Source organism: Streptosporangium sp. NBC_01810 (assembly GCF_035917355.1).
Taxonomy (GTDB): Bacteria; Actinomycetota; Actinomycetes; order Streptosporangiales; family Streptosporangiaceae; genus Streptosporangium.
On sequence record NZ_CP109070.1, the window covers coordinates 5,987,016 to 6,011,275 of the forward strand.

The window sequence follows — 24,260 nt, forward strand, 5'->3', positions numbered from 1 at the left end:
CTCAGCGAATTCCTCCACGCGCGCGTGCGACCTCCGGGAGGGGCCGTCCGCATGATGGATACCCGGCGGGAACAGCGGCACAGGTCTGTAACCATGGAGGTATGACCCGTCCTCGCATCTCAACCCGCATCTCCGCGATCTCCGAGTCCGCCACGCTCGCCGTGGACGCCAAGGCCAAGGCGATGAAGGCGGCAGGCCACCCGGTCATCGGCTTCGGCGCCGGCGAGCCGGACTTCGCCACCCCCGGCTACATCGTCGAGGCCGCCGTCGAGGCGTGCCGGAACCCCAGGTTCCACAAGTACACGCCGGCCGGCGGCCTTCCCGAGCTGAAGCAGGCCATCGCCGACAAGACGCTCCGCGATTCCGGCTACCGGGTCGACGCGGCCCAGGTCCTGGTCACCAACGGCGGCAAGCAGGCCGTCTACGAGGCGTTCGCCACGCTGCTCGACCCGGGTGACGAGGTGCTGGTCGTCGCCCCCTACTGGACCACCTACCCCGAGGCGATCAAGCTGGCCGGCGGCGTCCAGGTCGACGTGGTGACCGATGAGACCACCGGCTACCTGGCGAGCGTGGAGCAGCTGGAGGCGGCGCGCACCGACCGGACCAAGGTCCTGCTGTTCGTCTCCCCGTCCAACCCGACCGGCGCGGTGTACTCCCCCGAGCAGGTCGCCCAGATCGGCCGCTGGGCCGTCGAGCACGACCTGTGGGTCGTCACGGACGAGATCTACGAGCACCTGACCTACGGCGACGCGACGTTCGCGAGCATCGCCACCGTGGTCCCCGAGCTGGGCGACAAGGTCGTGGTCCTCAACGGCGTCGCCAAGACCTACGCGATGACCGGCTGGCGGGTGGGCTGGCTGATCGGCCCCAAGGACGTCGTCAAGGCCGCGACCAACCTGCAGTCGCACGCCACCTCCAACGTCTCCAACGTCGCCCAGATCGCCGCGCTGGCCGCCGTCAGCGGCGACCTGTCGGCCGTGGCCCAGATGCGTGAGGCCTTCGACCGCCGCCGCCAGACCATGCTCCGGATGCTCAACGAGATTCCGGGCGTGTTCTGCCCCGAGCCGAAGGGAGCCTTCTACGCCTACCCGTCGGTCAAGGAGCTGCTGGGCAAGGACTTCGACGGCCGCCGTCCGGCGACCTCCGCCGAGCTGGCCGAGCTCATCCTGGAGGAGGCCGAGGTGGCGGTCGTCCCCGGTGAGGCGTTCGGCACCCCGGGTTACTTCCGCCTGTCCTACGCGCTCGGCGACGACGACCTGGTCGAGGGTGTGAGCCGCATCGTCAAGTTCCTCGGCCAGGCCCGCTGAGCGTCTCCGCCCGAGGCGGGAGACGGGTGATGCGCCGCCGCCCCGCCGGGGCCGGGCCTCGACCGGCGGGGCGGCGGGCGTGCGGCCTTCGTACTCGCCGGAGGCGTGCGGCCTCCCTGCTCGCCGGATGAGTGCGGCTCAGTCGCGCAGGGCGTAGGTCACCGCGGCCTCGAAGTGGGAGGCCGTCCCCTCCGCGAAGGCCCGCGCGTAGGCGGTCTCTCCGATCAGGGCCTCGGCGCGGGTCGCGGCGGCCTCGCGGAGTCCGGTCATGGTGTCGGCCCCGAGACCGGGCAGCCCGAAGGTGATCCAGATGCGCTGCGCGGCGCCGAGGAGCCAGGCGGCACGGGAGCCGTCACCGGCGGCGGCGGCGATCCGGGCGAGCTGGTCGATGACGAGCACGCCGCCGACCACGTCCCGCAGCCGCCACTTGACCTCCAGCGCCGCCCTGGCCGCGTCTGAGGCCTCCGCGACCTCCCCCCGGCCCAGGAGGGCCAGGGAGCCGATGTAGTCGCCCAGGGCCCGCTGGGAGAGTTCTCCACGCGCCTCGCAGTGACGGCGCGTCTCGCACAGGATCTCCACCGCCTTGTCGAAGTCACCGCCGAAGGTGGCGGCCATGGCCAGGAGGAGGGGGACGGAGAACAGGCCTGACGAGCCGGGCTCGGTCTGCCGTAACCCGGCTGCTCCGCGCAGCGCGTACGTCCGCGCGCCCTCCAGGTCGCCGGTGAGCAGGCAGGCCCCGGCGAGGCGAAGGTGGGCGTGGGCCTCGCTGTCGCCGTCGCCGTGCCGCCGGGCGCTCTGGACGCTTTCCGTGGCCCGCTCGCGCGCCAGGGGTATGTCGCCCTGGAGGAGCGCGAGGTGGGCGGCGACCCAGAGCGGTCTGGACCTGGCTCGGTCCGGGGCGGGGACGGCGGCCAGCGCGCGGTCGAGGTAGTGGCGGCCCTCTCGGACGAGGCCCAGGTGACACCAGAGAACCCACAGGGATCCGGCCAGTTCCAGGGCGGTGCGGTGGTCGCCGCCCGCGAGGCAGCGGTCGAGTGCCGCGCGGATGTTGGGCAGTTCCCCGCGCGCCCAGCGTGCCCATTCGAGCTGGCGAGGGCCGCACCACTGGGCGTCCATGCGGCGGGCGGTGGCCAGGTAGTGGTCACGGTGGCGGCGCCTCATCAGGGCGCCCTCGCCCAGCTTGTCGAGCCAGTCGCGCCCGTAGTCCCTGACGGTGTCGAACAGGCGGTATCGATCATCCACGCGGGCGACGACGGACTTGGCCACGAGTACGGCGAGCACGCCGGCCACGTCGGGCAGGCGCTCGTCCTCGCAGACGCCGCGTGCCGACTCCTCGTCGAAGGTGCCCGCGAAGACCGACAGGCGGGCCCAGAGCAGGCGTTCCGCGGGGGTGCAGAGCTCGTGGCTCCAGCCGGCCGCGGTGCGCAGCGTGTGGTGGCGGACGAGGAGTCCCCCGCCGTCGGCCGGCAGCTTGAAGCGGTCTTCGAGCTGGTCGGCGAGCTGGATCGCCGACAGGCCCCGCGCGTGACTGGCCGCCATCTCGATGGCGAGCGGGACGCCGTCGAGCCTCCGGCAGAGCCTGGCGACGGCCATCATGGCCCGCTCGTCCGTGCGCAGCCCGGGGGCGACGGCCGTCGCGCGGTCCAGGAAGAGGCTCATCACGTCGTACCCCGCGAGGTCGGGTGCCTCGGGCGGGGGGACGGGGAAGGGCTCGACGACCATGACGACCTCGCGCGGCAGGCAGAGCTCCTGGCGGCTGGTCACGATGATCCAGACGTCGGGCGCGCCGGCCAGGATGGCCGTGACCATGGCGGCGCAGGGGCCGACGAGGTGCTCGCAGGTGTCGAGGACGAGCAGGAGCCGCCGGTCGGCGAGGAACTCGACGAGGGAGTCCAGGACCGGGCGTCCGGCCCGCGCGTGCAGGCCGAACATCCCGGCGACGCTGCCGGCGAGCAGGTCGCCGTCCGTCTCCGCGGAGAGTTCGGCCACCCAGACGCCGTCGGGGTAGTCGTCGCGGACGCGCCGCGCCGCCTGCAGGGCGAGGCGCGTCTTGCCGACGCCCCCGGCGCCGTGCAGGGTGAGCAGGCGCGTTCCGGTGAGGAGTTTCGTGATCTCGTCGAGCTCGGCGGCGCGTCCGAAGAAGCTGTTCATCGCGACCGGCAGGTTGCCGCGCGGCGTCAAGAGAGGTTCCCCTGGAGTGCGTGTTCCACGGCATCGCGCAGGCTGATCGAACCTCCTTGCTCCTCCAACCGGTCGAACTCCGCCCTGCCCAGGCGCCCGCGCAGCCTCAGCTCGGACGTGCGGAGCAGGCTCGCGATCATGGGTGAGCGGCTGGGCGGGACCCCGGCACTCTTCCAGGCTGCGCGGGAGGCCCCGAACATGGTGGCGGCGAAGGTGTCGTCGGCGGATGACTCGGCGATCACGACGAACACCTCCAGCGCCTCCATCAGCGAGATCGTGTCGCCGAACAGGCGGCCTCCGCGCAGGGAGCCGCGGGCGGACTCCGCGGCGGAGACGGTGTTGCCGAGGAGGTGTTCGGCCTGGCCCAGGAGGAGGTCGAGGCGGATGAGGGTCCAGTAGTCGCCGCAGGACTCGCAGAGCTCACGCCCCTCTCGCAGGATGGACACGGCCTGGTCGTGGTGGCCGGCGAGCATCATCGCGGTGGCGACCACCGTGTAGGTGGGCAGGAAGCCGGGGAAGACGTTGCCGGTGGAGCGGTGGCGCACCCGGGCGTGCCTGATGAGCCGCAGGGCCTCGCCCACATCGCCCCTGACGACGGCCAGGTGCGCCTGGAACTGGCTGACGTAGGCCGTGGCGAAGCCGTTGGCGTCCTCGGCCGCGCACTCGCTGAGGATGCGCTCGGCGCGTTCGAGGTCACCGCGCTGGATCGAGACCCAGGCGTGCACCCAGAGCGCCTTGACCCTCTCGGGACTGACTGTGCGGTCGAGGTCGAGGCCGCGCTGGAGGAGGTCGTCGCCGGGTGCCTGCATGCCGCAGCACGCCCACAGGAACCACAGGTTGCCGACCAGGTCGAGACCCCGGCGGTACTCGCTCGGCCGGGAGTAGCAGTATTCGATGGCGCCGCGCATGTTGCCGCATTCGAGGACCAGCCTGTGGTACCACTCCAGCTGGCGGCCCTGCCAGCTCATCTCGGCGCGGGCGGACAGGGCGAGGAAGTGATCACGGTGGCGGCGCTGGATCTCCTCGGTCTCGCCGAGCCGGTCGAGCCAGGCCAGGCCGAACTCGCGGACCGTGTTGAGCAGGCGGTAGCGGACCCCGCTCTCCCCTTCCTCGCGGACGAGGACGGACTTGTCGAGCAGCCCCAGCAGCCCGTCGAGGATGTCCTTGGCGGCCAGGGCGCCGCCGGCGCAGACCTCCTCCGCGGCTTCGATGTCGAAGGTGCCGGCGAAGACCGAGGCCCGCGCCCACAGGAGGCGCTCCGGCGGGGTGCAGAGTTCGTGGCTCCAGCCGAGGGCGACGCGCATGGAAGTGTGCCGCCGGGGAGCGGAGGGGAGCCGGTGCGGTTCCGCGTCGGGCCCTTCGCCGTGGGTCTCGCGACCTGCCGTGAGCATCGAAGCGCCCTCGAAGGCGGCTGTGAGCTCGTCGGGTGAGGCCACGCGGCCGTCGAAGGCGGCGAGCCCGGCCGTGGAGAGCGGGCGGCCGTCGAAGGTGACGAGCCCGTCGAGGGCACCGGGGCCGCCTCCGGCCACGGCGAGCCGGATCGCCAGCGGCAGGTTGTCGAGGCGCCCGCAGAGCTCGGCCGCGTCGGGGCCGCCGATCATGTCACCGGTGAGGGTGGTGATCAGGCTGACGGCGTCGGTGTCGGGCAGGCCGCCGACCGGGTAGAGGTGCTCGCCGGGCAGGCCCAGCCGCTGCCTGCTGGTGGCCAGGACACGTAGTCCCTCGGCCGAGCGCAACAGCAGGCCGACCAGGATGCCGGTGACGCCGACGACGCGGTCACAGGTGTCGAGGACGAGCAGGATCCGGCGCGTGACGAGCTCGTCGACCAGTGCCCGCAGCGCGGGAACGTCCGGCCTCCGGCGGACGCCGATCGCGTCGGCGAACGTCTCGGCCAGGGAGTCGAGGTCGGTGGGCGCCTCCGACAGCTCCACGATGTGGACACCGTCCGGGAACCGGGGTTCGAGGGTACGGGCCAGCCGCAGGGCGACGCAGGTCTTCCCGACTCCGGCGGGACCGGTCAGCGTGACGTGCCGCACCCTTTCGAGCAGTGCGGAGACGTCGGCGAGTTCGGTCTCCCTGCCGACGACGAAGACGTCCGCTTTCATGGCAGCCCCAGCGTCCTGACAACGTGTGCGTCCACCGTCGCACGGAGACATGGTCCGTTGAAAGCCCGTTTCCTAGATTTCCTCGATATAACGGGGGATACGACATGGGCGGGCACTTCCGGAAACCGACCATACTCGTCCCGCAATAACCTCCTCGTCGCTTTTTGTCGTATAGGTCCCCTTTAGTCCTCTCCGCCACGCGGGCCGACCGTCAGGTCGACACCAAAAAACGCCGGGGCCGTCGGAGGTACGGCACCATATTGAAATGCCACGTCCCCTCAGCGAACTGCCCAAGGCGCACCTGCACCTGCACTTCACCGGTTCCATGCGGCACTCGACCCTCGTCGAGCTCGCCCACGAACACGGTCTGCACCTTCCCGACGCGCTTGAGGAGGACTGGCCACCCCGGCTGCGCGCGACGGACGAGCGGGGCTGGTTCCGCTTCCAGCGGCTGTACGACATCGCGCGCTCCGTCCTGCAGCGGGAAAGCGACGTCTACCGGCTGCTGCGCGAGGCGGCCGAGGACGAGGCGGCCGAGGGGTCGGCCTGGCTGGAGATCCAGATCGACCCGTCCGGGTACGCGTCGAGGTTCGGCGGGCTCACCTCGGCCATGGAGTTGATGCTCGACGCGACGCGCAGGGCCGCGGAGCACGCGGGAATAGGGATCGCGGTCGTGGTGGCCGCCAACCGTACCCGCCACCCCCTCGACGCCAAGACGCTCGCCCGCCTCGCCACGCACTACATGGACCAGGGTGTGGTCGGGTTCGGGCTCTCCAACGACGAGCGGCGCGGCCGGGCCCGCGACTTCGACGGAGCCTTCCGGCTGGCCAAGCGGGCGGGACTGCTGGCCGTGCCGCACGGCGGGGAACTGCTGGGCGCGGCCAGCGTGGCCGAGTGCGTCGATGTGCTGGAGGCCGACCGGGTCGGGCACGGGGTACGGGCGGCCGAGTCGCCGCGGCTCATGGAGCGCCTCGCCGCCCGGCAGATCACCTGCGAGGTCTGCCCGACCTCCAACGTCGGCCTCGGGGTGGCCGAGCGGGCCGAGGACGTGCCGCTGCGGCGCCTGTTCGAGGCGGGGGTGCCGATTGCGCTGGGCGCCGACGACCCGCTGCTGTTCGGCGCCAGGCTGCTGCCCCAGTACGAGCTCGCCAGGCAGGTGTACGGCTTCTCCGACCCGGAACTGGCCGAACTGGCCCGCCAGTCGGTACGGGCGTCGGCGGCGCCGGAGGCGGTGCGCAAGAAGGTCCTCCAGGAGATCGACGACTGGCTGGCCTCAGCGGACTGAGCGCGCGATCTCCAGGGCTCGGCCGATGTCCCCGGCCCCCTCCAGCCGCAGGCCGACCCGCCCGCGCTGCCAGATGAGGGTGGGACCGGCCGCGCGAGGGCGGGCCTCGACCTCGCCTCCGCCCCGGGGCAGGTAGGTCAGGCCGTGTGGGGCCGGGATCCACGGAGGGCGTAGGCGACCGCCGCGTCCGGGTCGGCCTCGTAGCCTTCGGCGAAGATCGCGTCGTAGGTCTCGTCACCGAGCAGTTGCCTGGCCGTCCGCTCGGCGACGGTTCTCGGCTCGGACATGCCCGCCGAGCCGAAGCCCCGCAGTCCGAAGGTGGCCCACAGCCGTACTCCCGCCCCCTGGAGCCTGGCCGTGCGGCAGCCGTCGCCCTCGATCGCGGCGATCACCGCGAGCTGGTCGACGGCCTGCGCCACGCCGGTGGCGTCGCGCAGGCGCCACTTGACGTCGAGCGACTGCCGGGCCGCCTCCGCCGCCTCGGCCAGGTGGCCGAGGCCCAGTTGGGCGATGGACAGGACGTAGTCGCCGCAGGAGCGGGCCCAGCGCTCGCCGCGCGCGTCGCAGAGCCGCTGCACCTCCTTGAGCACGGAGACGGCCCTGTCGAACTCGCCGCGCCAGGTGACCGCCATCGCCGCGGTCACCAGGGCGAAGGGCTCGCTGACCGTGGCGGCCTCCGCCCTGCGGAAGTACTCGCGCACCCGCTCGACGCACGGCTCGACCTCGTCGAGGGCGCCCGCGCACAGGGAACGGCTGGCCAGCCGGAGCTGGGCGTGCCCGGCCGCCGCGTAGTCGCCCCAGTCGAGGGCCGCGGCGAGCGCCGCCTCGGCCCTGCGACGCCCCAGCTCCAGCTCGCCCCCGGCGATGGCCACGCAGCCGTCGGCCCACAGAAGTCTGGGCAGGTGGGGGTCGGTGACAGGAGCCGCGTCGATCGCGCGTGCCATGTGGTAGCGGCCCTCGTTCAACCGGCCCAGGCAGAACCAGAGGATCCAGAGCGTGCCGGCGAGCTCGATGGACACCGGGGAGGCGGGGTCGAGGGCGAGGCGCAGCTCGGTCATGGAGAAGGCGAGCCTGGCGGCCCACTCCTCCTGCCCGGGGCCGTACCAGTCGGCCTCGGCCCTGCGCGCCAGGTCGAGGTAGTGCCGGCGGTGCCGCCGCGTCGGCCCGGCCTCGTCCCCGAGCAGCGCGAGCCGCTCCCCGCCGTACTCCCTGACCGTGGCCGGCTGGCGGTAGCCGCCGGGAACCCGGACCAGGAGGAACCTCCTCACCAGGCTTTCCAGCAGGTCCGGTACGTCACCCAGGTGCTCGTCGCCGCACACCCGCTCGGCGGCGGCCATGTCGAAGTTTCCCGCGAAGACCGAGAGCCTGGCCCAGAGCAGGCGTTCCCCGGGGCCGCAGAGCTCGTGGCTCCACCTGATCGCGGCGCGTACGGTCTGGTGGCGGGGAACCGGCGCCCGGCTGTCGGGCGGGGTCTCGAACCGGCCCTCCAGGTGGTCGGCGAGTCGCTCCACCGGCAGCTCCCCCAGCCATCCGGCGGCCAGCTCGACGGCGAGCGGGACACCGTCCAGCCGCCGGCAGATCCTGGCCGCGGCCGCCATACCGGTCTCGGTCATCTCCAGACCGGGTGCCACGCGGGCGACCCGGTCGAGGAAGAGGCGGAGCGCGTCGCTCGTAGCCATCCCCTCCTCCTGCGGCCATGGCGCGTCGAAGGGCTCGACGGGCAGCAGCGCCTCCTGTGGCAGCCCGAGCGGCCGACGGGAGGTCGCGATGATCCGTACCCCCGGCGCCGCCGCCAGGATCTGGGCGACGAGGTCGCGGCAGGCGGGCAGGAGGTGCTCGCAGCCGTCGAGAAGCAGCAGGAGCCTCCGGCTCGCGAGAAACTCGACGAGCGTCTCGTCCTGCGGACGCGCGGACCGCTCGGGGAGGCCGAGGACCGCCGCGACCGTGTGGGCGAGCAGATCGCCGTTGCGCTCGCCGGACAGCTCCACCAGCCACGTGCCGTCCGGGTGGTGCTCGTGCCATCGGCGCGCGGCCCTCATCGCGATCCGTGACTTGCCGATGCCTCCGACACCGGTGACCGTGGTCAGCGGTGTGTCGGCCAGCAGCTTCAGCAACCGCCGCACCTCGCTTTCCCGGCCGATGAAGCCGTCCGGCTCCGCGGGCAGGTTCCCCTGCCACCATTGGATCTGTTCCATCGGTTCGCGCTCCTTCTCCACTTACCGGGAATCGCACTCCTGCCAAATCACGAACCGGTCGGCCGGTGATTCCCCAGGAGGGTTTCCTTGTCCCCCGGTGCAAATCTCACCGCCGTATCGAGGTCGAACTTCCCCCGTACGACGTGAAACGCGGAAATGCAGGTGCTTTATAACTGATTCGGTGGAGCCGGTAATCGGGGGTGGTGGCCGGAGGGTGAGCCCACCCGGAGGCCGCCCCCCCCGGGGAGCGGCTCCCGGGGGCACTCTCCGTGGACCGTTTGGGGGCCGTCCCGGGGGAAGCGCCATTAGACTCTGGCTGTTCTTGGCCGTGGCCTCCCGCCGCGGCCTTCCTTAATCGAGCTGGACGGAACCGCATGTCTGGGTATGACCGCGTAGTGCAACCCGCGGCCGGTGACGAGGCCCTGGAGAACCATCTCGGTGGGGACGAGGCCAGGAACTACCGGCAGTACGAGCTCGACATGGTCGCCCCGCACGTGGGCCGGTCCATGCTGGAGATCGGTTCCGGTCTCGGCCACTTCGCCGAGCAGTTCCTGCCCCGCCTCGACCGGCTGGTGGTCAGCGACTTCGACCCCTACTGCGTGGAGCGGCTCCGGAAGCGCTTCGAGGGCCGCGACGACATCGACGTGCTCCAGTTCGGCCTGCCGACCGAGATCCCCATCGGCGAGAAGGTCGACACCGTCGTGATGATGAACGTCCTGGAGCACATCGAGGAGGACGTCGAGGCTCTGCGGTCGCTCGCCAAGGTCACCCTCCCCGGCGGCCGGATCATCATCTGGGTTCCGGGCTACATGCAGCTTTACGGAGACTTCGACCGCAAGGTCGGCCACGTCACCCGCTATACCCCCGCCACCCTGCGCAGCACGGTCTCTCGTGCGGGCCTGGACATCGACGTGCTCAAGCCGATCAACTTCCTGGGCGGCATCGCCTGGTGGGCCGCGGTCCGCCGCGGCGGTGTCGGCTACCCCGACCCCCGCCTGGTCAAGATCTACGACCGCACCGTGGTACCCCTCACCCGCCTCATCGAGCGCTTCGTCCGCCCGCCGTTCGGGCAGACCGTCTTCTGCGTCGCCCGAGTGCCGAAGTGACCCGCGCGCGCCGCCCCCTCCCCCGCGGCCGCCAGGTGGCCTGGCACGAGGTGACGGCCGGATGAGGGAAACAAATAGGTTGCACGCCTTGGCAGGGGCGCCATAAAGTCATTCGCATGTGGATCAACTCCTAAGAGCCGGCGTCGATCAGCCTTCGCTGGTCCGCTCGCACTCAGCATTTCGGCCCCGTTCATCTGACGCGGTAGCTGAGTTGTCCGACCCGGGATCTCACCGCGTCGTCACATTCTTCAAGGAGTCCATATGCGAGTTCATGCCGCCCGCAAGCGCAGTGGCAAGTCCAAGACCGCCACAGCCCCCAAGCCCCGCACCCCGCTGCCCGAGCACGTCGTGCCCGCGGCGCCTCGGCACATGCCGATGCCGCCCATGCCGATGAGGCCCACCCGACAGCCACGCCGGATCCCCGGCAAGGGTGGTCGCTGAGCCAAGGCGATCACTGAGCTACAGGAAAGCCCCGGTCCACAGGCCGGGGCTTTCCCATGTCTCACGGTGCCTCGCGGCCCGAGGCCGCGGGCAGCGGCGTCACAGACGCTCGATGATCGTGACGTTGGCCTGGCCGCCGCCCTCGCACATCGTCTGCAGCCCATACCGGCCGCCGGTCCGCTCAAGCTCGTGCAGGAGCTTGGTCATCAGGATCGTGCCGGTGCCGCCCAGCGGGTGGCCCAGGGCGATCGCGCCGCCGTTCGGGTTGACCTTGGCCGGGTCGGCGCCGAGGTCGTTGATCCAGGCCAGCGGCACCGGGGCGAACGCCTCGTTGATCTCGGTGACGTCGATGTCCTCGATGGACAGGCCCGCCCGCTTCAGCGCCTTCCGCGTCGCCGGGATCGGCGCGGTCAGCATGTAGACCGGGTCGTCGCCGGTGAGCGCCAGGGTGACGATCCGCGCCCTGGGGCTCAGGTTGTGGTCGCGGACCGCCTGCTCGGAGGCGATCAGGATCGCTCCGGAGCCGTCGGAGATCTGCGAGGAGGTGGCGGCCGTGATCTGGCCGCCGTCCCGCAGCGTCTTCAGCGACGCCATCTTCTCCAGCGTGGTGTCCGGGCGCGGGCCCTCGTCGTCCTCGACGCCGTTCAGCGGGGCGATCTGGTCCTTGAAGTAGCCGTTCGCGACGGCCTTGGCCGCCCGCTGGTGGCTCTGGTAGGCGAACCGCTCCAGTTGCTCGCGCTTGAGGTTCCACTTCTCGCACATGAGCTCCGCGCCGCGGAACTGGGAGATCTCCTGCTCGCCGTAGCGCTCCACCCACTTGTCACCGAAGGGGAAGGGCATGCCCTTCTCCAGCGCGGCGGTGATGCTCGACCCCATGGGCACGATGCTCATGGACTCCACACCGGCGGCCACGACAAGGTCCTGGGTGCCGGAGAGCACGCCCTGGGCCGCGAAGTGGATCGACTGCTGGGAGGAGCCGCACTGGCGGTCGATGGTCACACCGGCGACGCTCTCCGGGAGACCTGCCGACAGCCACGCGTTGCGCGCGATGTCCATGCTCTGCGGGCCGAACTGCATGACACAGCCCATGATCACGTCTTCGACCGCGGCCGGGTCGACACCCGTACGCTCGATGAGCGCCCCGAGGGTGTGCGCGGCCAGATCGGTGGGGTGGACGGTGGACAGACCGCCCTTCTTCTTACCGACCGGGGTGCGGACCGCCCCGACGATGTACGCCTCTGCCACAGTGCCTCCTGCGTGTGGAGCCGAGTTGCCTGCGAAACCGAGCATCGTTCGGTCAGCAGGAGGTTACAACAGAACTTTCGTCCACACCCTACCCGGGGGTGCTTCTCGGCCGAGAGGGCAAGCACACCTTTTGCAGGAAATATCAGGAACTCTGCGCTGACCTGGGCGGTGTCGCTCAGGCCATCCTGGTGCTCGTCATGGTCGCGTAGGCGATGACATTGTCGGTGTAATGACCGGTCGTGCGGTTATAGGTGCCGCCACAGGTGATCAGGTGCAGCTGCGGGTTCGGCGACTCGCCGTACACCCGCTGCGTCGGGAACACCGACTTGTCCGCCTGCTCCAGCCCGCCGACGGTATAGACGGCGATGACGCCGTCCTTTCTGTGCACCTCGATGACGTCGCCGTTGCGGATCTCGTCGAGGCGGCCGAACACCGCGCTTCCCGAGCGCGTGTCCTTGTGCCCGAGCATGATCGCGGGACCGGCCTCACCGGGTGTCGGTCCCGAGCGGTACCAGCCGACCAGGTTCGGGTTGCCGACCGGCGGCACCTCGATCGCGCCCTTGCTGTCGAGCCCGACGGATCTGACCGGCGCGTTGACGCCGAGCCGCGGGATGACCAGGCGGACCGGGCTGGAGGGCTGCATGGCCGGGGCCGCCGGCAGGCTGGGCAGGGGCGGCGGCGCGGTCGGGGGCGCCTGAAAGTACGGATTCACCGGCGCCACCGCGGCCTGGTTCCTGGGAGGCAGCGTGGTGCGCTCGTCCAGCCCGTACTCCTCGGGCGCGGCCAGTACGTAGAGCATGCCCACCAGCACCGTGACCACCCCGGCGATCCCGGCCAGGATGAGCACCGACCGCATCACCCGCCCACCGTCGAGACGCCCGTCGAGACGCCCGTCGAGGTGTCCCTGTCGCGGCCACTCCTCGTACGGCTCCCCGTACGACGGGCCGTGCTGCCGCTGGAACGGGTGCGGGTACTGCGGCTGGACCGGGACCGGCCGGTAGTGGGGCGCCGGCCCAGGGTGTCGACCGCCCGGCGGGGGGGTGCTCATCCGGCCACCCCGATCAGCCGCGGCCTGCGGTGCGACGCCGCAGCACCAGGCCGCCGATCCCGGCGAACGCCACCATCAGCAGGCCGCTGAACATGATCATTCTGGCGTCGGGGCCGGCGTCCCCGCCACCGCCCGTGGAGGCCGCGCCCTCAGGGGTCTCGTCGATCTGCCGGCTGGGGGCGGGCTTGGAAGTCTTGGTACGGGTGACGGTGACCGTCGGTTTGGGGGTGGTGCCGGCACTCGTGGACTGGCTCGCGCTCGGGCTCGGACTCGGACTGGTCGACGTGCTCGAACTGGCCGACGTACTCGGGCCGGCCGTGCCCACGACCACCCGCAGCGCGGCGGCGGTGACCTTGGCCGAGTTGAGAGGAACACCGCAGTCGAGCAGTTCGGCCTCGTTTCCGGTTCCCGTGCCGGGGTCCAGGTACAGGGTGAACGGGCCCGGCTGGAAGGCCACCACGCCGGTCGCGCTGGGGGTCACCGTGACGAGCAGGGGAGGCGCGGTGATCGGCTGCCCGGCGGCCGGGGGAGCGGCGGTGGCCGCGACCGAGCGGAGTTCGGAGGGAAGCGCCAGGACCGGCGAGGGAGTGGCGCCGATCTGCACCTCCGCGTCGATGACGACACGCGCACCCGCCGGGGCGGGCGCGGTCGGGGTGACGGTGGGCCCCGTGGCGGGCTGGGCGATCTTCCAGGTCGCCACCAGGGGTGAGTTCGTCGCCGCCGCCGTCGGGCCGGTGAGGTCCATCTGGAAGGTGTACGTCGCCGACGGTGACGACACGCCGGCGAGCGTGCAGGCGTAGCTGACCGGGTTGGGGTCGGCGTACATGGAGGCGACCGCAGGGACCGCGCCGAAAAAAACGCCCGCGCCCGCTGCGGCGATCGCGGCTGTCTTGACCGCGACGCGCCGCCGCGTCTTGGACTTCAGCACAGTCTCTCCCCATTCCAGATCTATCGACCGGCTCGCACCGGCTGTTAAGGCTTACACGCCTTGGTCAAGGTTCGGCATAGATCCTACGAAGAGAGACCGGGACGCGCGAGCAAGTCGGCGAAACGGACACAAATTCCCATCTATCCCACAGCAAACGACACCGTACATCGGTGAAGTTTCGAACAACAGACGGGATGCGGCACGCGGTGCTCACGGTGAGTAGCCGGGCCTCGTCGGGATCGGCACGGCGCCCGCACGCCCGCGGGACAGTACCCGCGAAGGCTTCCGGCAGCTCGACCGGTTCCCGTTCGAGGAGGAGCAGCTCGACCGGTTCCCGTTCGGGGAGGAGCCGATGGAAGCCGCGCGAGCGGGTATACGGCTCTTGACACCCTCCCACGCTGGAGGTTTGTGATGAACACGCCGGTTACGACGCACACGCACGGCGGGCAGCTGCCCCGCCGGCGGATCCCGGTGAGATGGGTGGCCGTCGCCCTGGCGGCGGTCCTTCTGGCCGCCATCGGGTTCAGCACCCACTACCGCTCCGTGGAGTCGGTCGCGGCGTCGGGCAACCGGTTCGACCCGGCCGCGTTCGGGGCGCGGGCGTACCAGAGCGAGGTGGTGCCCGCGATCAAGAGGAAGGCCGTCGAACTGCCCGTGCTGGTGAAGGCCATGACCGCCGACAAGAGGGCGGCCGACAGACGCTACGGCATCCGGCACGGCAACGGCCCTTACGGCTTCGCGGTCAAGGGCACCGGCAGGGCCGGAATGGCGAAGTCCGGGCTGATGCCCGTGACCGTGCCGGGCCTGCCACCGGGCACCCGGGTCTCGTTGCAGGTAGGCCCGGCCGTCAACGGCACGGCGCTGCGGGACGTGGCCGGTATCGGATTCAGACGGTTCCGCAACCAGGCGGAGTACGCCGCCGCCGCCACCGCGCTGAACAACCAGCTGTGGGAGAAACTGCTCAGGAACCTGTACCCGGCGCGCCTGAACGGCAGGAGGATCTCCTTCATCGGGGCCTTCAACTTCCTCACCCCCTCCGTCGTGACCATCACCCCGGTCTCGATCAAGGAGGTGTCGTGAAGGCCGCGGCGGCCAAGGTCCTGAGCGCCCACGACGTCACCAAGGTGTACGGGGGCACGCACGCGCTCAGGGGTGTCGACTTCGATATCACCGCCGGTCGGGTGACCGCGCTGTTCGGCAAGAACGGGGCCGGCACGTCGACCCTGCTGAAGATCCTCTCCGGGGTCGAGCAACCCACCACCGGCCATGTCGAGCTCGACGGGGAACCCGTCAAGCTCCTGTCGCCGCGCGACGCCGCCGACCGGGGCATCTCGATCATTCCCCAGGAGCTCCTCCTCTGTCCCAACCTGAGCATCCAGGACAACCTGTTCCTGGCCCGCGAGAACTGCGGGGGCCTCTGGATGATCGACCGCTCCTCCCAGCGGGCCACCAGCGCGGCGATCCTGCACAGCCTGGGAGAAGATCTTGATCCCGATCGGCTGGTCGGTGACCTGAGCCCGGCCCGGCAGCAGATCGTCGAGATCGCGCGGGCGCTCGTCCAGGAGGCCCGGGTGCTGATCATGGACGAGCCCACCTCGGCGCTCACCCCCCCGGAGTTCGAGGTCCTGTTCCGGGTCATCGGAGGGCTGGCCGCGAGCGGGGTCGCGGTGGTCTACGCCTCCCACCACCCGGACAGGACGCTGAAGATCGCCGATGACGTCGCCGTCCTGCGCGACGGGCGGCTGGTCACCACGGCGGACGCCAGGACCGTCGACATCCGGCGGATCGCGGAGCAGATGACCGGCCGCGACCGGGACTCCCTGTTCCCGCGCCGCGTTCCTCTCATCGAGGGAGAGCCGCCGCCGCGTGAGGAGAACTCGCTGGCCCTGCGCGGCCTCTCGGTGGCCGACCCGGCCAACCCCGGCCGCCTCGCGATCGACGACCTCTCCCTGACCGTCGGGGAGTGCGAGATCGTGGGGATCTACGGCCTGATGGGCTCGGGCCTGACCGAACTGCTGGAGGCGCTCGCCGGCCGGATCCCCTCGCAGTCGGGTGACGTCCTGCTCTCGGGCACCCCGTTGGAGAGTGCGAGCATCCGCGAACGCATCGACCGGGGCCTGGTCCTGGTCCCCCGGGACCGTCGGCGCGACGGCCTCGTCCAGACGATGTCGGTCGGGGAGAACCTCTCCCTGGCCGGACTGGGCAGGTTCGTCCGGCGACTGTTCGTCTCCCGGGAGCTCGAACTGGACGCCGTCGACCGGATGATCTCCGACATCTCCATCGGGACCAACGATGCCGGAGCGCCCATCGAGTCGTTGAGCGGCGGCGACCAGCAGAAGGTGGTCATCGGCAGGGCACTGCTGACCGACCCTCGGGTACTGCTGCTGGACGAGCCCTCGCGCGGCGTCGACATCGGCGCCCAGGCCGACATCTTCGAGCTCATGGCGGCACGGGCACGACGCGGCCTGGCCATTCTCTTCACCACGTCGGACGCCGAGGAAGCGCTGCACATCCCCGACCGGCTGCTGGTGCTCGCCCGCGGGGTCGTCACCGGCGACTTCCGGCGTGGCGCGATAACCCGGGAGGAACTGATGAGCGTGCTGGACGGCACCACCATCGGCCACGCCGAGGACGGTGCGAATTGACACCTCGGGGAACAACCTCCGCACCGGCGCCGCCGGACCGCCCCCCGCCGGAGAGGACGGTGGCCCAGGCGCGCCGCCTGTCCCTGCTGGCCGGCCTGTTCGAGCTGCGGGCGCTCATCGCGCTCGCGGCCCTGATCGCGGTTCTCGGCCTGCTGTCGGATTCGTTCCTCACGGTGCCGAACCTCATCACGATGGCCGGGCACATCGCGGTCAACGGGGTGATCGCGCTCGGCATGCTGCTGGTCATCCTCAAGGGAGGCATCGACCTGTCGGTCGGCTCGGTCGCCGGGCTCTCCGGGGTCGTCGCCGGCGAGTTGCTCGAAGGTCTCGACCTCCGGTTCGTCGACGTGATCGCCTACCCGCCGGTGTGGGGCGTGATCGTGCTCTGCGTCGCCGTCGGCATGCTCGTCGGCCTGGTGAACGGCGTCCTCGTCACCCGCTTCGAGGTGGCGCCGTTCATCGCGACACTCGGCATGCTGTACGTGGCGCGAGGGCTCGCATTGCTGATCTCCGGCGGCTCGACCTACACCGATCTGGACGGCAGCCCCGAACTCGGCAACACCGGCTTCGGCCTCCTCGGCGACGAACGCCCGCTCGGCCTCCCGACGTCGATCTGGATCATGATCGCTCTGGCCGTCGTCGTCATGCTGGTGCTCACCAGGACACCGTTCGGGCGGTGGTTGTACGCCGCGGGCGGCAACGAGCGGGCCGCGGAACTCTCGGGTGTCCCGATCAGGCGGGTCAAGACGGTCGTCTACGTGATCTCCGGTGCCTGCGCCGCGCTCGCGGGTCTCATCATCGCCTCGGGACTGACCGTGGCGGTACCGCAGGCCGGTGAGACGTACGAGCTCAACGCGATCGCCGCGGTGATCCTCGGCGGCGCCGCGCTGAGCGGGGGGCGCGGCACCGTACCGGGTACCCTCGTCGGGGCCGTCGTCATCGGTCTCCTCGCCTACGGCCTGACGATCCTGTACGTGTCGGTGTTCTGGCAGATCCTCATCAAAGGGGCCGTGGTCATCCTCGTGGTGATGCTGGACCAGGGCCGGCAACGGCTCCGGCGGCACAGGGCCGCCGTCTCGGCGATGGTCGCCGACGTGCGAGCGGGCTGAGGGGCTCCGGCGGCCGCCTCTCGCCCCCGTCCGCGACAGGCCGCTTTTCGGGCCTGATCGTTTCCGATCTTGGCGCCTCTCCGACCCGCCCGTGATTTTCACGGCAGTACGGTTGCCGCTTCTTTTAGATTTTCAGATTAATAGGTGATCCAACCCTAATTAGGGAATTGGCAGGATAAACGGCATGGCAGTCGAAGCGTTCAGCAGCGATATCACGCTGCGCATCAACGGTGCCGACCACTCCGTCTCCCTGGACAACCGGGTGACCCTGCTGGACGCGCTGCGAGAGCATCTCGGCCTGACCGGGGCTAAGAAAGGGTGCGACCACGGGCAGTGCGGGACATGCACGGTCCTGCTGGACGGCCGGCGGGTGAACAGCTGCCTGACGCTCGCGGTCACCGCCACCGGACAGGAGATCGTCACCATCGAGGGGATCGCCGGCCTGGCTCACCCGAACGACCTGCACCCCGTTCAGCAGGCGTTCCTCGACCACGAGGGCCTCCAGTGCGGCTACTGCACGCCGGGCCAGATCTGCTCGGCGATCGGCGCGCTCGCCGAGGCGGAGGCGGGCTGGCCCAGCCATGTCACCGAGGACGTCGCGGCCGGTGTCGCCTCCTGTCGCGCCCTGGACGCCGAAGAGGTCCGCGAACGGATGAGCGGCAACCTCTGCCGCTGCGGAGCGTACGCCGGAATCGTCGAAGCGGTCCTCGAAGTCGCCGGGGCGAGTCCCGGGGGCACGCGATGAGGCCCTTCGCCTACGAGCGCGCCACCGACCCCGACGCGGCCGCCACCGCCGTCCTGGACGGCACCGACGTGATGTTCCTGGCCGGCGGGACCAACCTGGTGGACCTGATGAAACTCGGCGTGGCCCGGCCGGCGGCGCTGGTGGACGTCACCCGGCTGCCGTACGACCGGATCGAGCACCGGGCCGACGGAAGCGCGCTCATCGGCGCGACGGTGCGCAACAGCGACCTGGCCGGCGACCGGGGCATCCGGGAACGCTTCCCGATGCTCGCCCAGGCCGTGCTGGCCGGAGCCTCCGGGCAGCTCAGGTCGATGGCCACCACCGGCGGCAACCTGCTGCAGCGCACGCGCTGCCCGTACTTCCAGGACGTCACCAAACCGTGCAACAAGCGCACCCCGGGCACAGGCTGTTCCGCGATCGGCGGCAGTCACCGCGACCTGGGTGTGATCGGCACCTCCGACAGCTGCGTGGCCACCCACCCGTCCGACATGGCGGTGGCGATGGCCGCCCTCGACGCCGTGGTGCACATCAGGCTCGCGGGCGGCGAGGAGCGGGCGGTGCCGCTCCGCGACCTCTACCTGCTGCCCGGCGACACCCCCGATCGCGAGACGGTGCTGGGGCCCGGCGACCTGATCACCGGTGTCGAGCTGCCGCCGCCCCCGGACGGTGCGGCCATGCGGTACCGCAAGGTCCGCGACCGCTGGTCCTACGCGTTCGCGGTGGTCTCGGTCGCGGCCCTGGTCACGACCGAGGGCGGCGGGTCACTGCGGGAGATCCGGCTGGCGCTGGGCGGAGTGGCCCCGCTGCCGTGGCGGGCACACCAGGCCGAGCGGATGCTGGCCGGTCACCGGCCGAACAGGGAACTGCTGCTGGCGGCGGCGGAGGCGGAGTTCGTGTCGGCACGCCCTCTGCCGGAGAACGAGTTCAAGATCGGGCTCGCCGCCGACCTGATCGCGGCGAGCGTACGCGATCTCACGGGGGATCTCGCGGGAGAGGGACGGCGATGACCACGCTCGACAAAGTGGTGGGCGGGGCACCGGCCAGGGTCGAGGGACGCGAGAAGGTCACCGGCGCGGCCCATTACGCGTACGAGTACCCCGTGCCGAACGCCGTCTACGTCTGGCCGGTGCAGTCCACGATCGCCCGCGGCCGGGTGCGCGCCGTCCACGGCGGGGCCGCGCTGGCCCTGCCGGGGGTGATCGCCGTGCTGGACAGCGGCAACGTCTCCCGGCTGCACCCCGTCGACGACGCCGAACTGGCCGTCCTGCAGTCGGCCGACGTCGCCTACCGCGGGCAGATCGTCGCGGCCGTGGTCGCGAGCACCCTGGAAGGTGCCCGAGAGGCGGCGTCGGCGGTGCGAGTGGACTACGACGAGCAGGAACACGACGTCGTGCTGAGTCCGGGCAGCCCGCGGATCTTCTCACCCCGGAAGGCCAACGCGGGCTTCACCGGGACCGTCGACTGGGGTGACGCCGAGAGCGCCCTGGCGGCGGCGCCGGTCGGCGTCGACGCCGCCTACACGACCCCGGCCGAGCACGCCAGCCCGATGGAGCCGCACGCCACGATCGCGTTCTGGGAGGGTGAGACCCTGACCCTTTACAACGCCGACCAGGCGCCCTGGATGTCGGCGACCGCGATCGCCGCACTGTTCGGCCTCGCCGACGGCGCGGTGAGCATCGTCGCCGACCACGTCGGCGGCGGTTTCGGGTCGAAGGCGGTACCGCGCCCGCCGACCGTGCTGGCGGCGCTGGCCGCCCGCGCCGTCGGGCGGCCGGTCAAGGTTGCGATGACCAGGCAGCAGATGTTCCCGCTCGTCAGCTACCGGACGCCCACCGTGCAACGTGTACGTCTGGGGGCCGATCGGGACGGCCGGCTGACCGCGGTGTGGCACGACGCGCTCCAGCAGAGCTCGAAGCGCGTCGAATACACCGAGCAGACGGTCGCGGCCAGCCGCATGATGTACGCGACGCCCAACAGCCACACCGCCCACCGGTTGCTACAGCTGGACGTGCCGACCCCGTCGTGGATGCGCGCGCCCGGCGAGGCTCCGGGGATGTTCGCGCTCGAATCGGCGATGGACGAGCTGGCGTACGCCCTCGGAATGGACCCCGTCGAGCTGCGGATCGTCAACGAGCCCGCGGTGGATCCCGAATCCGGCCTCCCGTTCAGCAGCCGCAACCTGCTCGCCTGCCTGCGGGAGGGGGCGGCGCGCTTCGGCTGGGCCGGACGCGACCCCACGCCGGGCGTCCGCAGAGACGGCCGGTGGCTCGTCGGGACCGGCGTCGCGTCCTCGACCTACCCGGTCTTCATCATGGCGTCCACCGCGACCGCCCGCGCCGAGCCCATGGGCAGGTTCGTGGTCGAGATCGCCGCGGCCGACATCGGCACCGGGGCTCGCACCGCGCTGGCCCAGGTGGCGGCCGACGAGCTCGGCGTGCCGATGGACCAGGTCACGATCCTGGTGGGCCGCAGCGTCTTCGGACCCGCGCCGTTCGCCGGCGGGTCCATGGGCACCGCCTCGTGGAGCTGGGCGGTGAGCAAGGTGTGCCGGGCACTGGCCAGGGAACTCGACGAGCGGTCCGGGGTGGTCCCCGCGGAAGGGCTGCAGGCGCGGGCGGACACCACCGCGGACCTCGCCGCCCGTGGGCGCTTCTCCCGCCACTCGTTCGGAGCGCAGTTCGCCGAGGTCAAGGTCGACGTCGACAGCGGGCAGGTCCGTATCGAACGGCTGCTGGGGGTCTTCGCGGCCGGCCGGATCGTCAATGCCAGGACGGCACGCTCGCAGTTCCTCGGCGGCATGACGATGGGGATCTCCATGGCCCTGCACGAGGCCCTGCGGATGGACCCCCGCTTCGGTGACTTCGCCAACCACGACCTGGCCACCTACCACATCGCATCGAACGCCGACGTCCGCGGGATCGAGGCCCACTGGATCGACGAGCACGACGACGAGCTCAACCCCGTCGGCGTCAAGGGCATCGGCGAGGTGGGGATCGTCGGCACCGCCGCCGCGATCGCCAATGCCGTCTTCCACGCGACCGGCTCCCGGCAGCGTGACCTGCCGATCACCCTCGACCGGGTACGGGCCGCCATGCACACCGGTTGACGGCGCCTTCCCGGTCGATCCCGGTCGATCCCGGTCGATTCCAGGAAGGTCGGTGCGCCAGGTGCCACCGCTCGGGACTTACGGTGAGCATGGGGCACAGCGGTCGAGCACGCCGGGGCTGACCCGGCCCCGGAGTACCCGTCCAGGAACGCTCGGCCGCAGAAGGGGTGACCATGAGGAAGAACGCGGGCCGGATCGCGGTGGCCGCCGGACTGATGGCCGTGCTGGCCGCCTGCGCCAACGACCCGGCCGCCGAGGGGTCGGCTCCCCCGAGGGCGGCGTCGGCGACCCCCGGGAGCGGAGCCGTCGGCGAGACCCCGAGCCCGGTTTCGAGCGAGGTGCCAGGCGGGGTGCCGGACGGGGTGCCGGACCTCCAGGCGGGCAGGGAAGTGGCCGGCGGGATCGAGGTGCCCTGGGGGCTGGCGTTTCTTCCGGATGGCGACGCGCTCGTCGCCGAGCGCGACAGCGGCCGGGTGCTCCAGGTCCCCGGACGCGGCGGGCGGCCGCGCGAGGTCTACCGGGTGCCCGGCGTGGCCGCGAGCGGCGAGGGCGGTCTGCTGGGGCTCGCCGTGTCACCCGGCTATGCCAGGAACCGTTACGTGTACGCCTACCTCACCACCTCCTCCGACAACCGGATCGTGCGCTTCCGCCTTGGCGACGCCACGCCCCAGGTGCTGTTCGACGGCATCGCCAGGGCCTCCTTCCACGACGGCGGCCGCATCGCGTTCGGACCGGACGGCATGCTGTACGCCGGCACCGGAGACGCGGGGCAGCGGGACTCGTCGCAGGATCCGCGCCTGCCGAACGGGAAGATCCTCCGGCTGACGCCGGATGGCAGGCCCGCCCCCGGCAACCCGGTGCCGGGCTCGCCGGTCTACAGCCTCGGCCATCGCAACGTCCAGGGGCTGGCGTGGGACGAACGAGGGCGGCTGTTCGCCACCGAGTTCGGACAGAACGCGCTGGACGAGGTCAACCTGATCGAGCCCGGCCACAACTACGGCTGGCCGGAGGTGGAGGGCAAGGGCGACACGCACGGCGGTAAGTTCACCAACCCGCTGGTCACGTGGCCCACGAGCGAGGCCTCCCCCTCCGGTGCCGCCATCGCCGGGAACACACTGTATGTGGCGGCGCTACGCGGGGAACGTCTGTGGACGGTGCCCCTGCGGGACGGGAGGACCGGCGAACCTCGGGCCGAACTACTCGGCCGGTACGGCCGCCTGCGCACGGTCGCCGTGGCACCGGACGGGGCGCTCTGGCTGACCACGTCCAACACCGACGGACGCGGTGACGTGCGCGAGGGCGACGACCGGATCCTGCGCTATCCGGCCAGGGCCGAGACGGAGTGACGTTCCCCCTGGCCGCGACCGCCGCGGAGCCGGGTGGCCTCGACGGGCACGGTCAGCCCCCGGCCTGCAGCCGGCCCCGTATGGACGGGCACGGTCAGCCCCCGGCCTGCAGCCGGCCCCGTACGGTACGCGCCATACCGGGGTCGTCGGCGATCACCCCGTCCAGGTTGAGCCGGTACAGGCGCCTCAGCCACTTCCGTACCTCCTCGTCGGCGCGCCCGCCGGAGCTGTCGCCCCTGAGGTCCGCCCGGAGCCGTACGGCGAGTTTGCGAACCGTCGTGGCGTGGACCAGGAGCCCTTCTCCCTGGGCGTTCCTGACGAGCGTGGCGGGTGACACCGGCCTGCTCTCGAAACCGCCGGGATCGCGGGGACCGATCCGCTTCGTGACCAGGCCGATGCCGTCGGCGTACCCGGCGATCTTCCGCAGGCCCTCCGTGGTGACCATGTCGTCGTAGGTATCCGGATCACCGGCCCGCACATGATCGTACGGGGCGCCGTTCGCTCCGATGAACTGGATGAGCCGGAGCCGCGTGAGGGGATGCAACCGCTTGAGGTTCCCGGTCTCGAAGGACTGAATGAAGGCCGGGTCCCGCTCGTCGTCCCAGCCGTACTTCTGCAAGGTCTCCAGCAGCGGCTCCTCCAGCGGCAGCCCGATCGAGGCGAAGTAGGTGGGGAACTTGGTCTCGGCGTAGACGCCCACACCGTGCTTCTGCGCGAGCTGGACCACCTCGTCGAATGTCGGGATTCTCTCCATTCCGTCGTAGGCGGTGTTGCCCCGCCGCTGCACGGGGAAGCGCTCCCTGGCACGGAGGGTGTGCAGTTCCGCAAGGGTGAAGTCCTCGGTGAACCAGCCCGTGTGCCGGATGCCGTTTATGACTTTGGAAGTCCTGCGGTCGGCGAACTCGGGATGCCTCGCGACGTCGGTGGTCGCCGAGAGCTCGTTTTCGTGCCGGGCGACCAGCACATGGTCCTTGGTCGAGACGAGGTCGGGCTCGATGTAGTCGGCGCCCATCGAGATGGCGACCGTGTAGGAGAGAAGCGTGTGCTCGGGCCGGAAGGCGCTGGCCCCGCGATGCGCGATGATGATCGGCTCGCCCTCGCGACGCGCGGACGGCTTGACCGCCGGGCTCGCCTGACGCTCGGCCACAGAGTCCACAGACCGTTCGGCCGTGGAATCCGTGAGCCGTTTGGGCACCGAGTCGCCGGACCGTTCAGCCGTGGGGCTCGCGGATCGCGTACCCGTCGAATCCTCGTGATGGAGGGTGCCGATCACGGCCATTCCTATGAGTACGGCCAGCACACCGGCCCGCGCCTTGCTCACCTGCGTACACCCCTCGCTCTAGGTCAGAGGGGGGACACATTCACATAAACGCCTATACCCGGACCGGACAGGTGATTAACGATCAGAAGCGATTCCCCATTGGGATCGCGTTGCGCGAATTTCTCCGGAAATAATCTGAAATTTCCC

The 24,260-nt window shown here is 71.0% G+C and carries 18 protein-coding genes; 11 read left to right on the plus strand and 7 right to left on the minus strand.

Translation table 11 applies throughout. From position 1 onward, the window contains the following. Positions 1 to 101 precede the first annotated feature (101 nt). The gene (locus OIE13_RS26500) at positions 102 to 1,307 is read left to right on the plus strand and encodes a pyridoxal phosphate-dependent aminotransferase (protein WP_326828869.1); all 1,206 of its coding nucleotides are present in this window, start codon (positions 102 to 104) and stop codon (positions 1,305 to 1,307) included. A 138-nt stretch (positions 1,308 to 1,445) separates the two neighbouring features. On the opposite strand, the gene OIE13_RS26505 is transcribed toward OIE13_RS26500, so the two are convergent. Both OIE13_RS26505 and OIE13_RS26510 read right to left on the minus strand, forming a co-directional pair. Then, complete coding sequence (locus tag OIE13_RS26505; RefSeq protein WP_326635488.1) at positions 1,446 to 3,488, minus strand: ATP-binding protein; 2,043 nt, start codon at positions 3,486 to 3,488, stop codon at positions 1,446 to 1,448. After that, complete coding sequence (locus OIE13_RS26510) at positions 3,485 to 5,593, minus strand: ATP-binding protein (protein ID WP_326635486.1); 2,109 nt, start codon at positions 5,591 to 5,593, stop codon at positions 3,485 to 3,487. Before OIE13_RS26510 ends, OIE13_RS26505 begins: the two co-directional genes overlap by 4 nt. 265 nt (positions 5,594 to 5,858) lie before the next feature. On the opposite strand from OIE13_RS26510, the gene OIE13_RS26515 reads away from it, so the two are divergent. Further along, entirely contained in the window at positions 5,859 to 6,878 is a 1,020-nt protein-coding gene (locus OIE13_RS26515; RefSeq protein WP_326635485.1) for an adenosine deaminase, read from the plus strand. Between the two features lie 137 nt (positions 6,879 to 7,015). On the opposite strand, the gene OIE13_RS26520 is transcribed toward OIE13_RS26515, so the two are convergent. Beyond that, a complete protein-coding gene (locus OIE13_RS26520) occupies positions 7,016 to 9,073 on the minus strand; it encodes an ATP-binding protein (protein WP_326635483.1) in 2,058 nt (685 codons plus the stop codon). 395 nt (positions 9,074 to 9,468) lie between these two features. On the opposite strand from OIE13_RS26520, the gene OIE13_RS26525 reads away from it, so the two are divergent. Together OIE13_RS26525 and OIE13_RS26530 are read left to right on the plus strand one after the other, a co-directional pair. Then, positions 9,469 to 10,179 (plus strand): class I SAM-dependent methyltransferase, encoded by a 711-nt coding sequence (locus OIE13_RS26525; protein ID WP_326635481.1) that lies wholly within the window; start codon positions 9,469 to 9,471, stop codon positions 10,177 to 10,179. Between the two features lie 261 nt (positions 10,180 to 10,440). Next, positions 10,441 to 10,620, plus strand: coding sequence for a hypothetical protein (locus OIE13_RS26530; protein WP_326635479.1), 180 nt, complete (start codon positions 10,441 to 10,443; stop codon positions 10,618 to 10,620). Between the two features lie 99 nt (positions 10,621 to 10,719). Here OIE13_RS26530 and OIE13_RS26535 read toward each other — a convergent pair whose 3' ends face one another. The 3 genes from OIE13_RS26535 to OIE13_RS26545 form a co-directional block, all read right to left on the minus strand. Beyond that, positions 10,720 to 11,865, minus strand: coding sequence for an acetyl-CoA C-acetyltransferase (locus tag OIE13_RS26535; protein WP_326828870.1), 1,146 nt, complete (start codon positions 11,863 to 11,865; stop codon positions 10,720 to 10,722). A gap of 175 nt (positions 11,866 to 12,040) precedes the next feature. After that, positions 12,041 to 12,913, minus strand: coding sequence for a class F sortase (locus OIE13_RS26540; RefSeq protein WP_326635476.1), 873 nt, complete (start codon positions 12,911 to 12,913; stop codon positions 12,041 to 12,043). A 13-nt stretch (positions 12,914 to 12,926) separates the two neighbouring features. Further along, positions 12,927 to 13,841, minus strand: a complete 915-nt coding sequence (locus OIE13_RS26545) for a hypothetical protein (protein WP_326828871.1) — start codon at positions 13,839 to 13,841, stop codon at positions 12,927 to 12,929. Positions 13,842 to 14,252: 411 nt separating this feature from the next. On the opposite strand from OIE13_RS26545, the gene OIE13_RS26550 reads away from it, so the two are divergent. The 7 genes from OIE13_RS26550 to OIE13_RS26580 all read left to right on the plus strand — a co-directional run bounded on the left by OIE13_RS26550 (position 14,253) and on the right by OIE13_RS26580 (position 22,792). Next, a complete protein-coding gene (locus OIE13_RS26550; RefSeq protein ID WP_326635473.1) occupies positions 14,253 to 14,921 on the plus strand; it encodes a DUF2291 family protein in 669 nt (222 codons plus the stop codon). Further along, on the plus strand, positions 14,918 to 16,486 hold the full coding sequence (locus OIE13_RS26555) for a sugar ABC transporter ATP-binding protein (RefSeq protein ID WP_326635472.1): 1,569 nt from the start codon (positions 14,918 to 14,920) through the stop codon (positions 16,484 to 16,486). The genes OIE13_RS26550 and OIE13_RS26555 overlap by 4 nt, the downstream gene beginning before the upstream one ends. A 59-nt stretch (positions 16,487 to 16,545) precedes the next feature. Then, positions 16,546 to 17,595 (plus strand): ABC transporter permease, encoded by a 1,050-nt coding sequence (locus OIE13_RS26560; protein ID WP_326635471.1) that lies wholly within the window; start codon positions 16,546 to 16,548, stop codon positions 17,593 to 17,595. A 184-nt stretch (positions 17,596 to 17,779) separates the two neighbouring features. Further along, entirely contained in the window at positions 17,780 to 18,340 is a 561-nt protein-coding gene (locus OIE13_RS26565) for a 2Fe-2S iron-sulfur cluster-binding protein (RefSeq protein WP_326635470.1), read from the plus strand. Next, positions 18,337 to 19,347 (plus strand): FAD binding domain-containing protein, encoded by a 1,011-nt coding sequence (locus OIE13_RS26570; protein WP_326828872.1) that lies wholly within the window; start codon positions 18,337 to 18,339, stop codon positions 19,345 to 19,347. The genes OIE13_RS26565 and OIE13_RS26570 overlap by 4 nt, the downstream gene beginning before the upstream one ends. Continuing rightward, positions 19,344 to 21,446: a xanthine dehydrogenase family protein molybdopterin-binding subunit gene (locus tag OIE13_RS26575; protein ID WP_326635466.1), complete on the plus strand. Its 2,103-nt coding sequence runs from the start codon at positions 19,344 to 19,346 to the stop codon at positions 21,444 to 21,446. Before OIE13_RS26570 ends, OIE13_RS26575 begins: the two co-directional genes overlap by 4 nt. 173 nt (positions 21,447 to 21,619) lie before the next feature. Continuing rightward, complete coding sequence (locus OIE13_RS26580) at positions 21,620 to 22,792, plus strand: PQQ-dependent sugar dehydrogenase (protein WP_326828873.1); 1,173 nt, start codon at positions 21,620 to 21,622, stop codon at positions 22,790 to 22,792. A gap of 94 nt (positions 22,793 to 22,886) precedes the next feature. Here OIE13_RS26580 and OIE13_RS26585 read toward each other — a convergent pair whose 3' ends face one another. Next, entirely contained in the window at positions 22,887 to 24,113 is a 1,227-nt protein-coding gene (locus OIE13_RS26585; RefSeq protein ID WP_326635462.1) for a glycerophosphodiester phosphodiesterase family protein, read from the minus strand. Positions 24,114 to 24,260: the final 147 nt, after the last annotated feature.

What these genes read in the sequence shown, in the direction of transcription:
- OIE13_RS26500 (WP_326828869.1), top strand. Translation starts at nt 102, where the DNA reads ATGACCCGTCCTCGCATCTCAACCCGCATCTCCGCGATCTCCGAGTCC.
- OIE13_RS26510 (WP_326635486.1), bottom strand. Translation starts at nt 5,593, where the DNA reads ATGAAAGCGGACGTCTTCGTCGTCGGCAGGGAGACCGAACTCGCCGAC.
- OIE13_RS26515 (WP_326635485.1), top strand. Translation starts at nt 5,859, where the DNA reads ATGCCACGTCCCCTCAGCGAACTGCCCAAGGCGCACCTGCACCTGCAC.
- OIE13_RS26520 (WP_326635483.1), bottom strand. Translation starts at nt 9,073, where the DNA reads ATGGAACAGATCCAATGGTGGCAGGGGAACCTGCCCGCGGAGCCGGAC.
- OIE13_RS26530 (WP_326635479.1), top strand. Translation starts at nt 10,441, where the DNA reads ATGCGAGTTCATGCCGCCCGCAAGCGCAGTGGCAAGTCCAAGACCGCC.
- OIE13_RS26540 (WP_326635476.1), bottom strand. Translation starts at nt 12,913, where the DNA reads ATGAGCACCCCCCCGCCGGGCGGTCGACACCCTGGGCCGGCGCCCCAC.
- OIE13_RS26550 (WP_326635473.1), top strand. Translation starts at nt 14,253, where the DNA reads ATGAACACGCCGGTTACGACGCACACGCACGGCGGGCAGCTGCCCCGC.
- OIE13_RS26565 (WP_326635470.1), top strand. Translation starts at nt 17,780, where the DNA reads ATGGCAGTCGAAGCGTTCAGCAGCGATATCACGCTGCGCATCAACGGT.
- OIE13_RS26570 (WP_326828872.1), top strand. Translation starts at nt 18,337, where the DNA reads ATGAGGCCCTTCGCCTACGAGCGCGCCACCGACCCCGACGCGGCCGCC.
- OIE13_RS26575 (WP_326635466.1), top strand. Translation starts at nt 19,344, where the DNA reads ATGACCACGCTCGACAAAGTGGTGGGCGGGGCACCGGCCAGGGTCGAG.
- OIE13_RS26580 (WP_326828873.1), top strand. Translation starts at nt 21,620, where the DNA reads ATGAGGAAGAACGCGGGCCGGATCGCGGTGGCCGCCGGACTGATGGCC.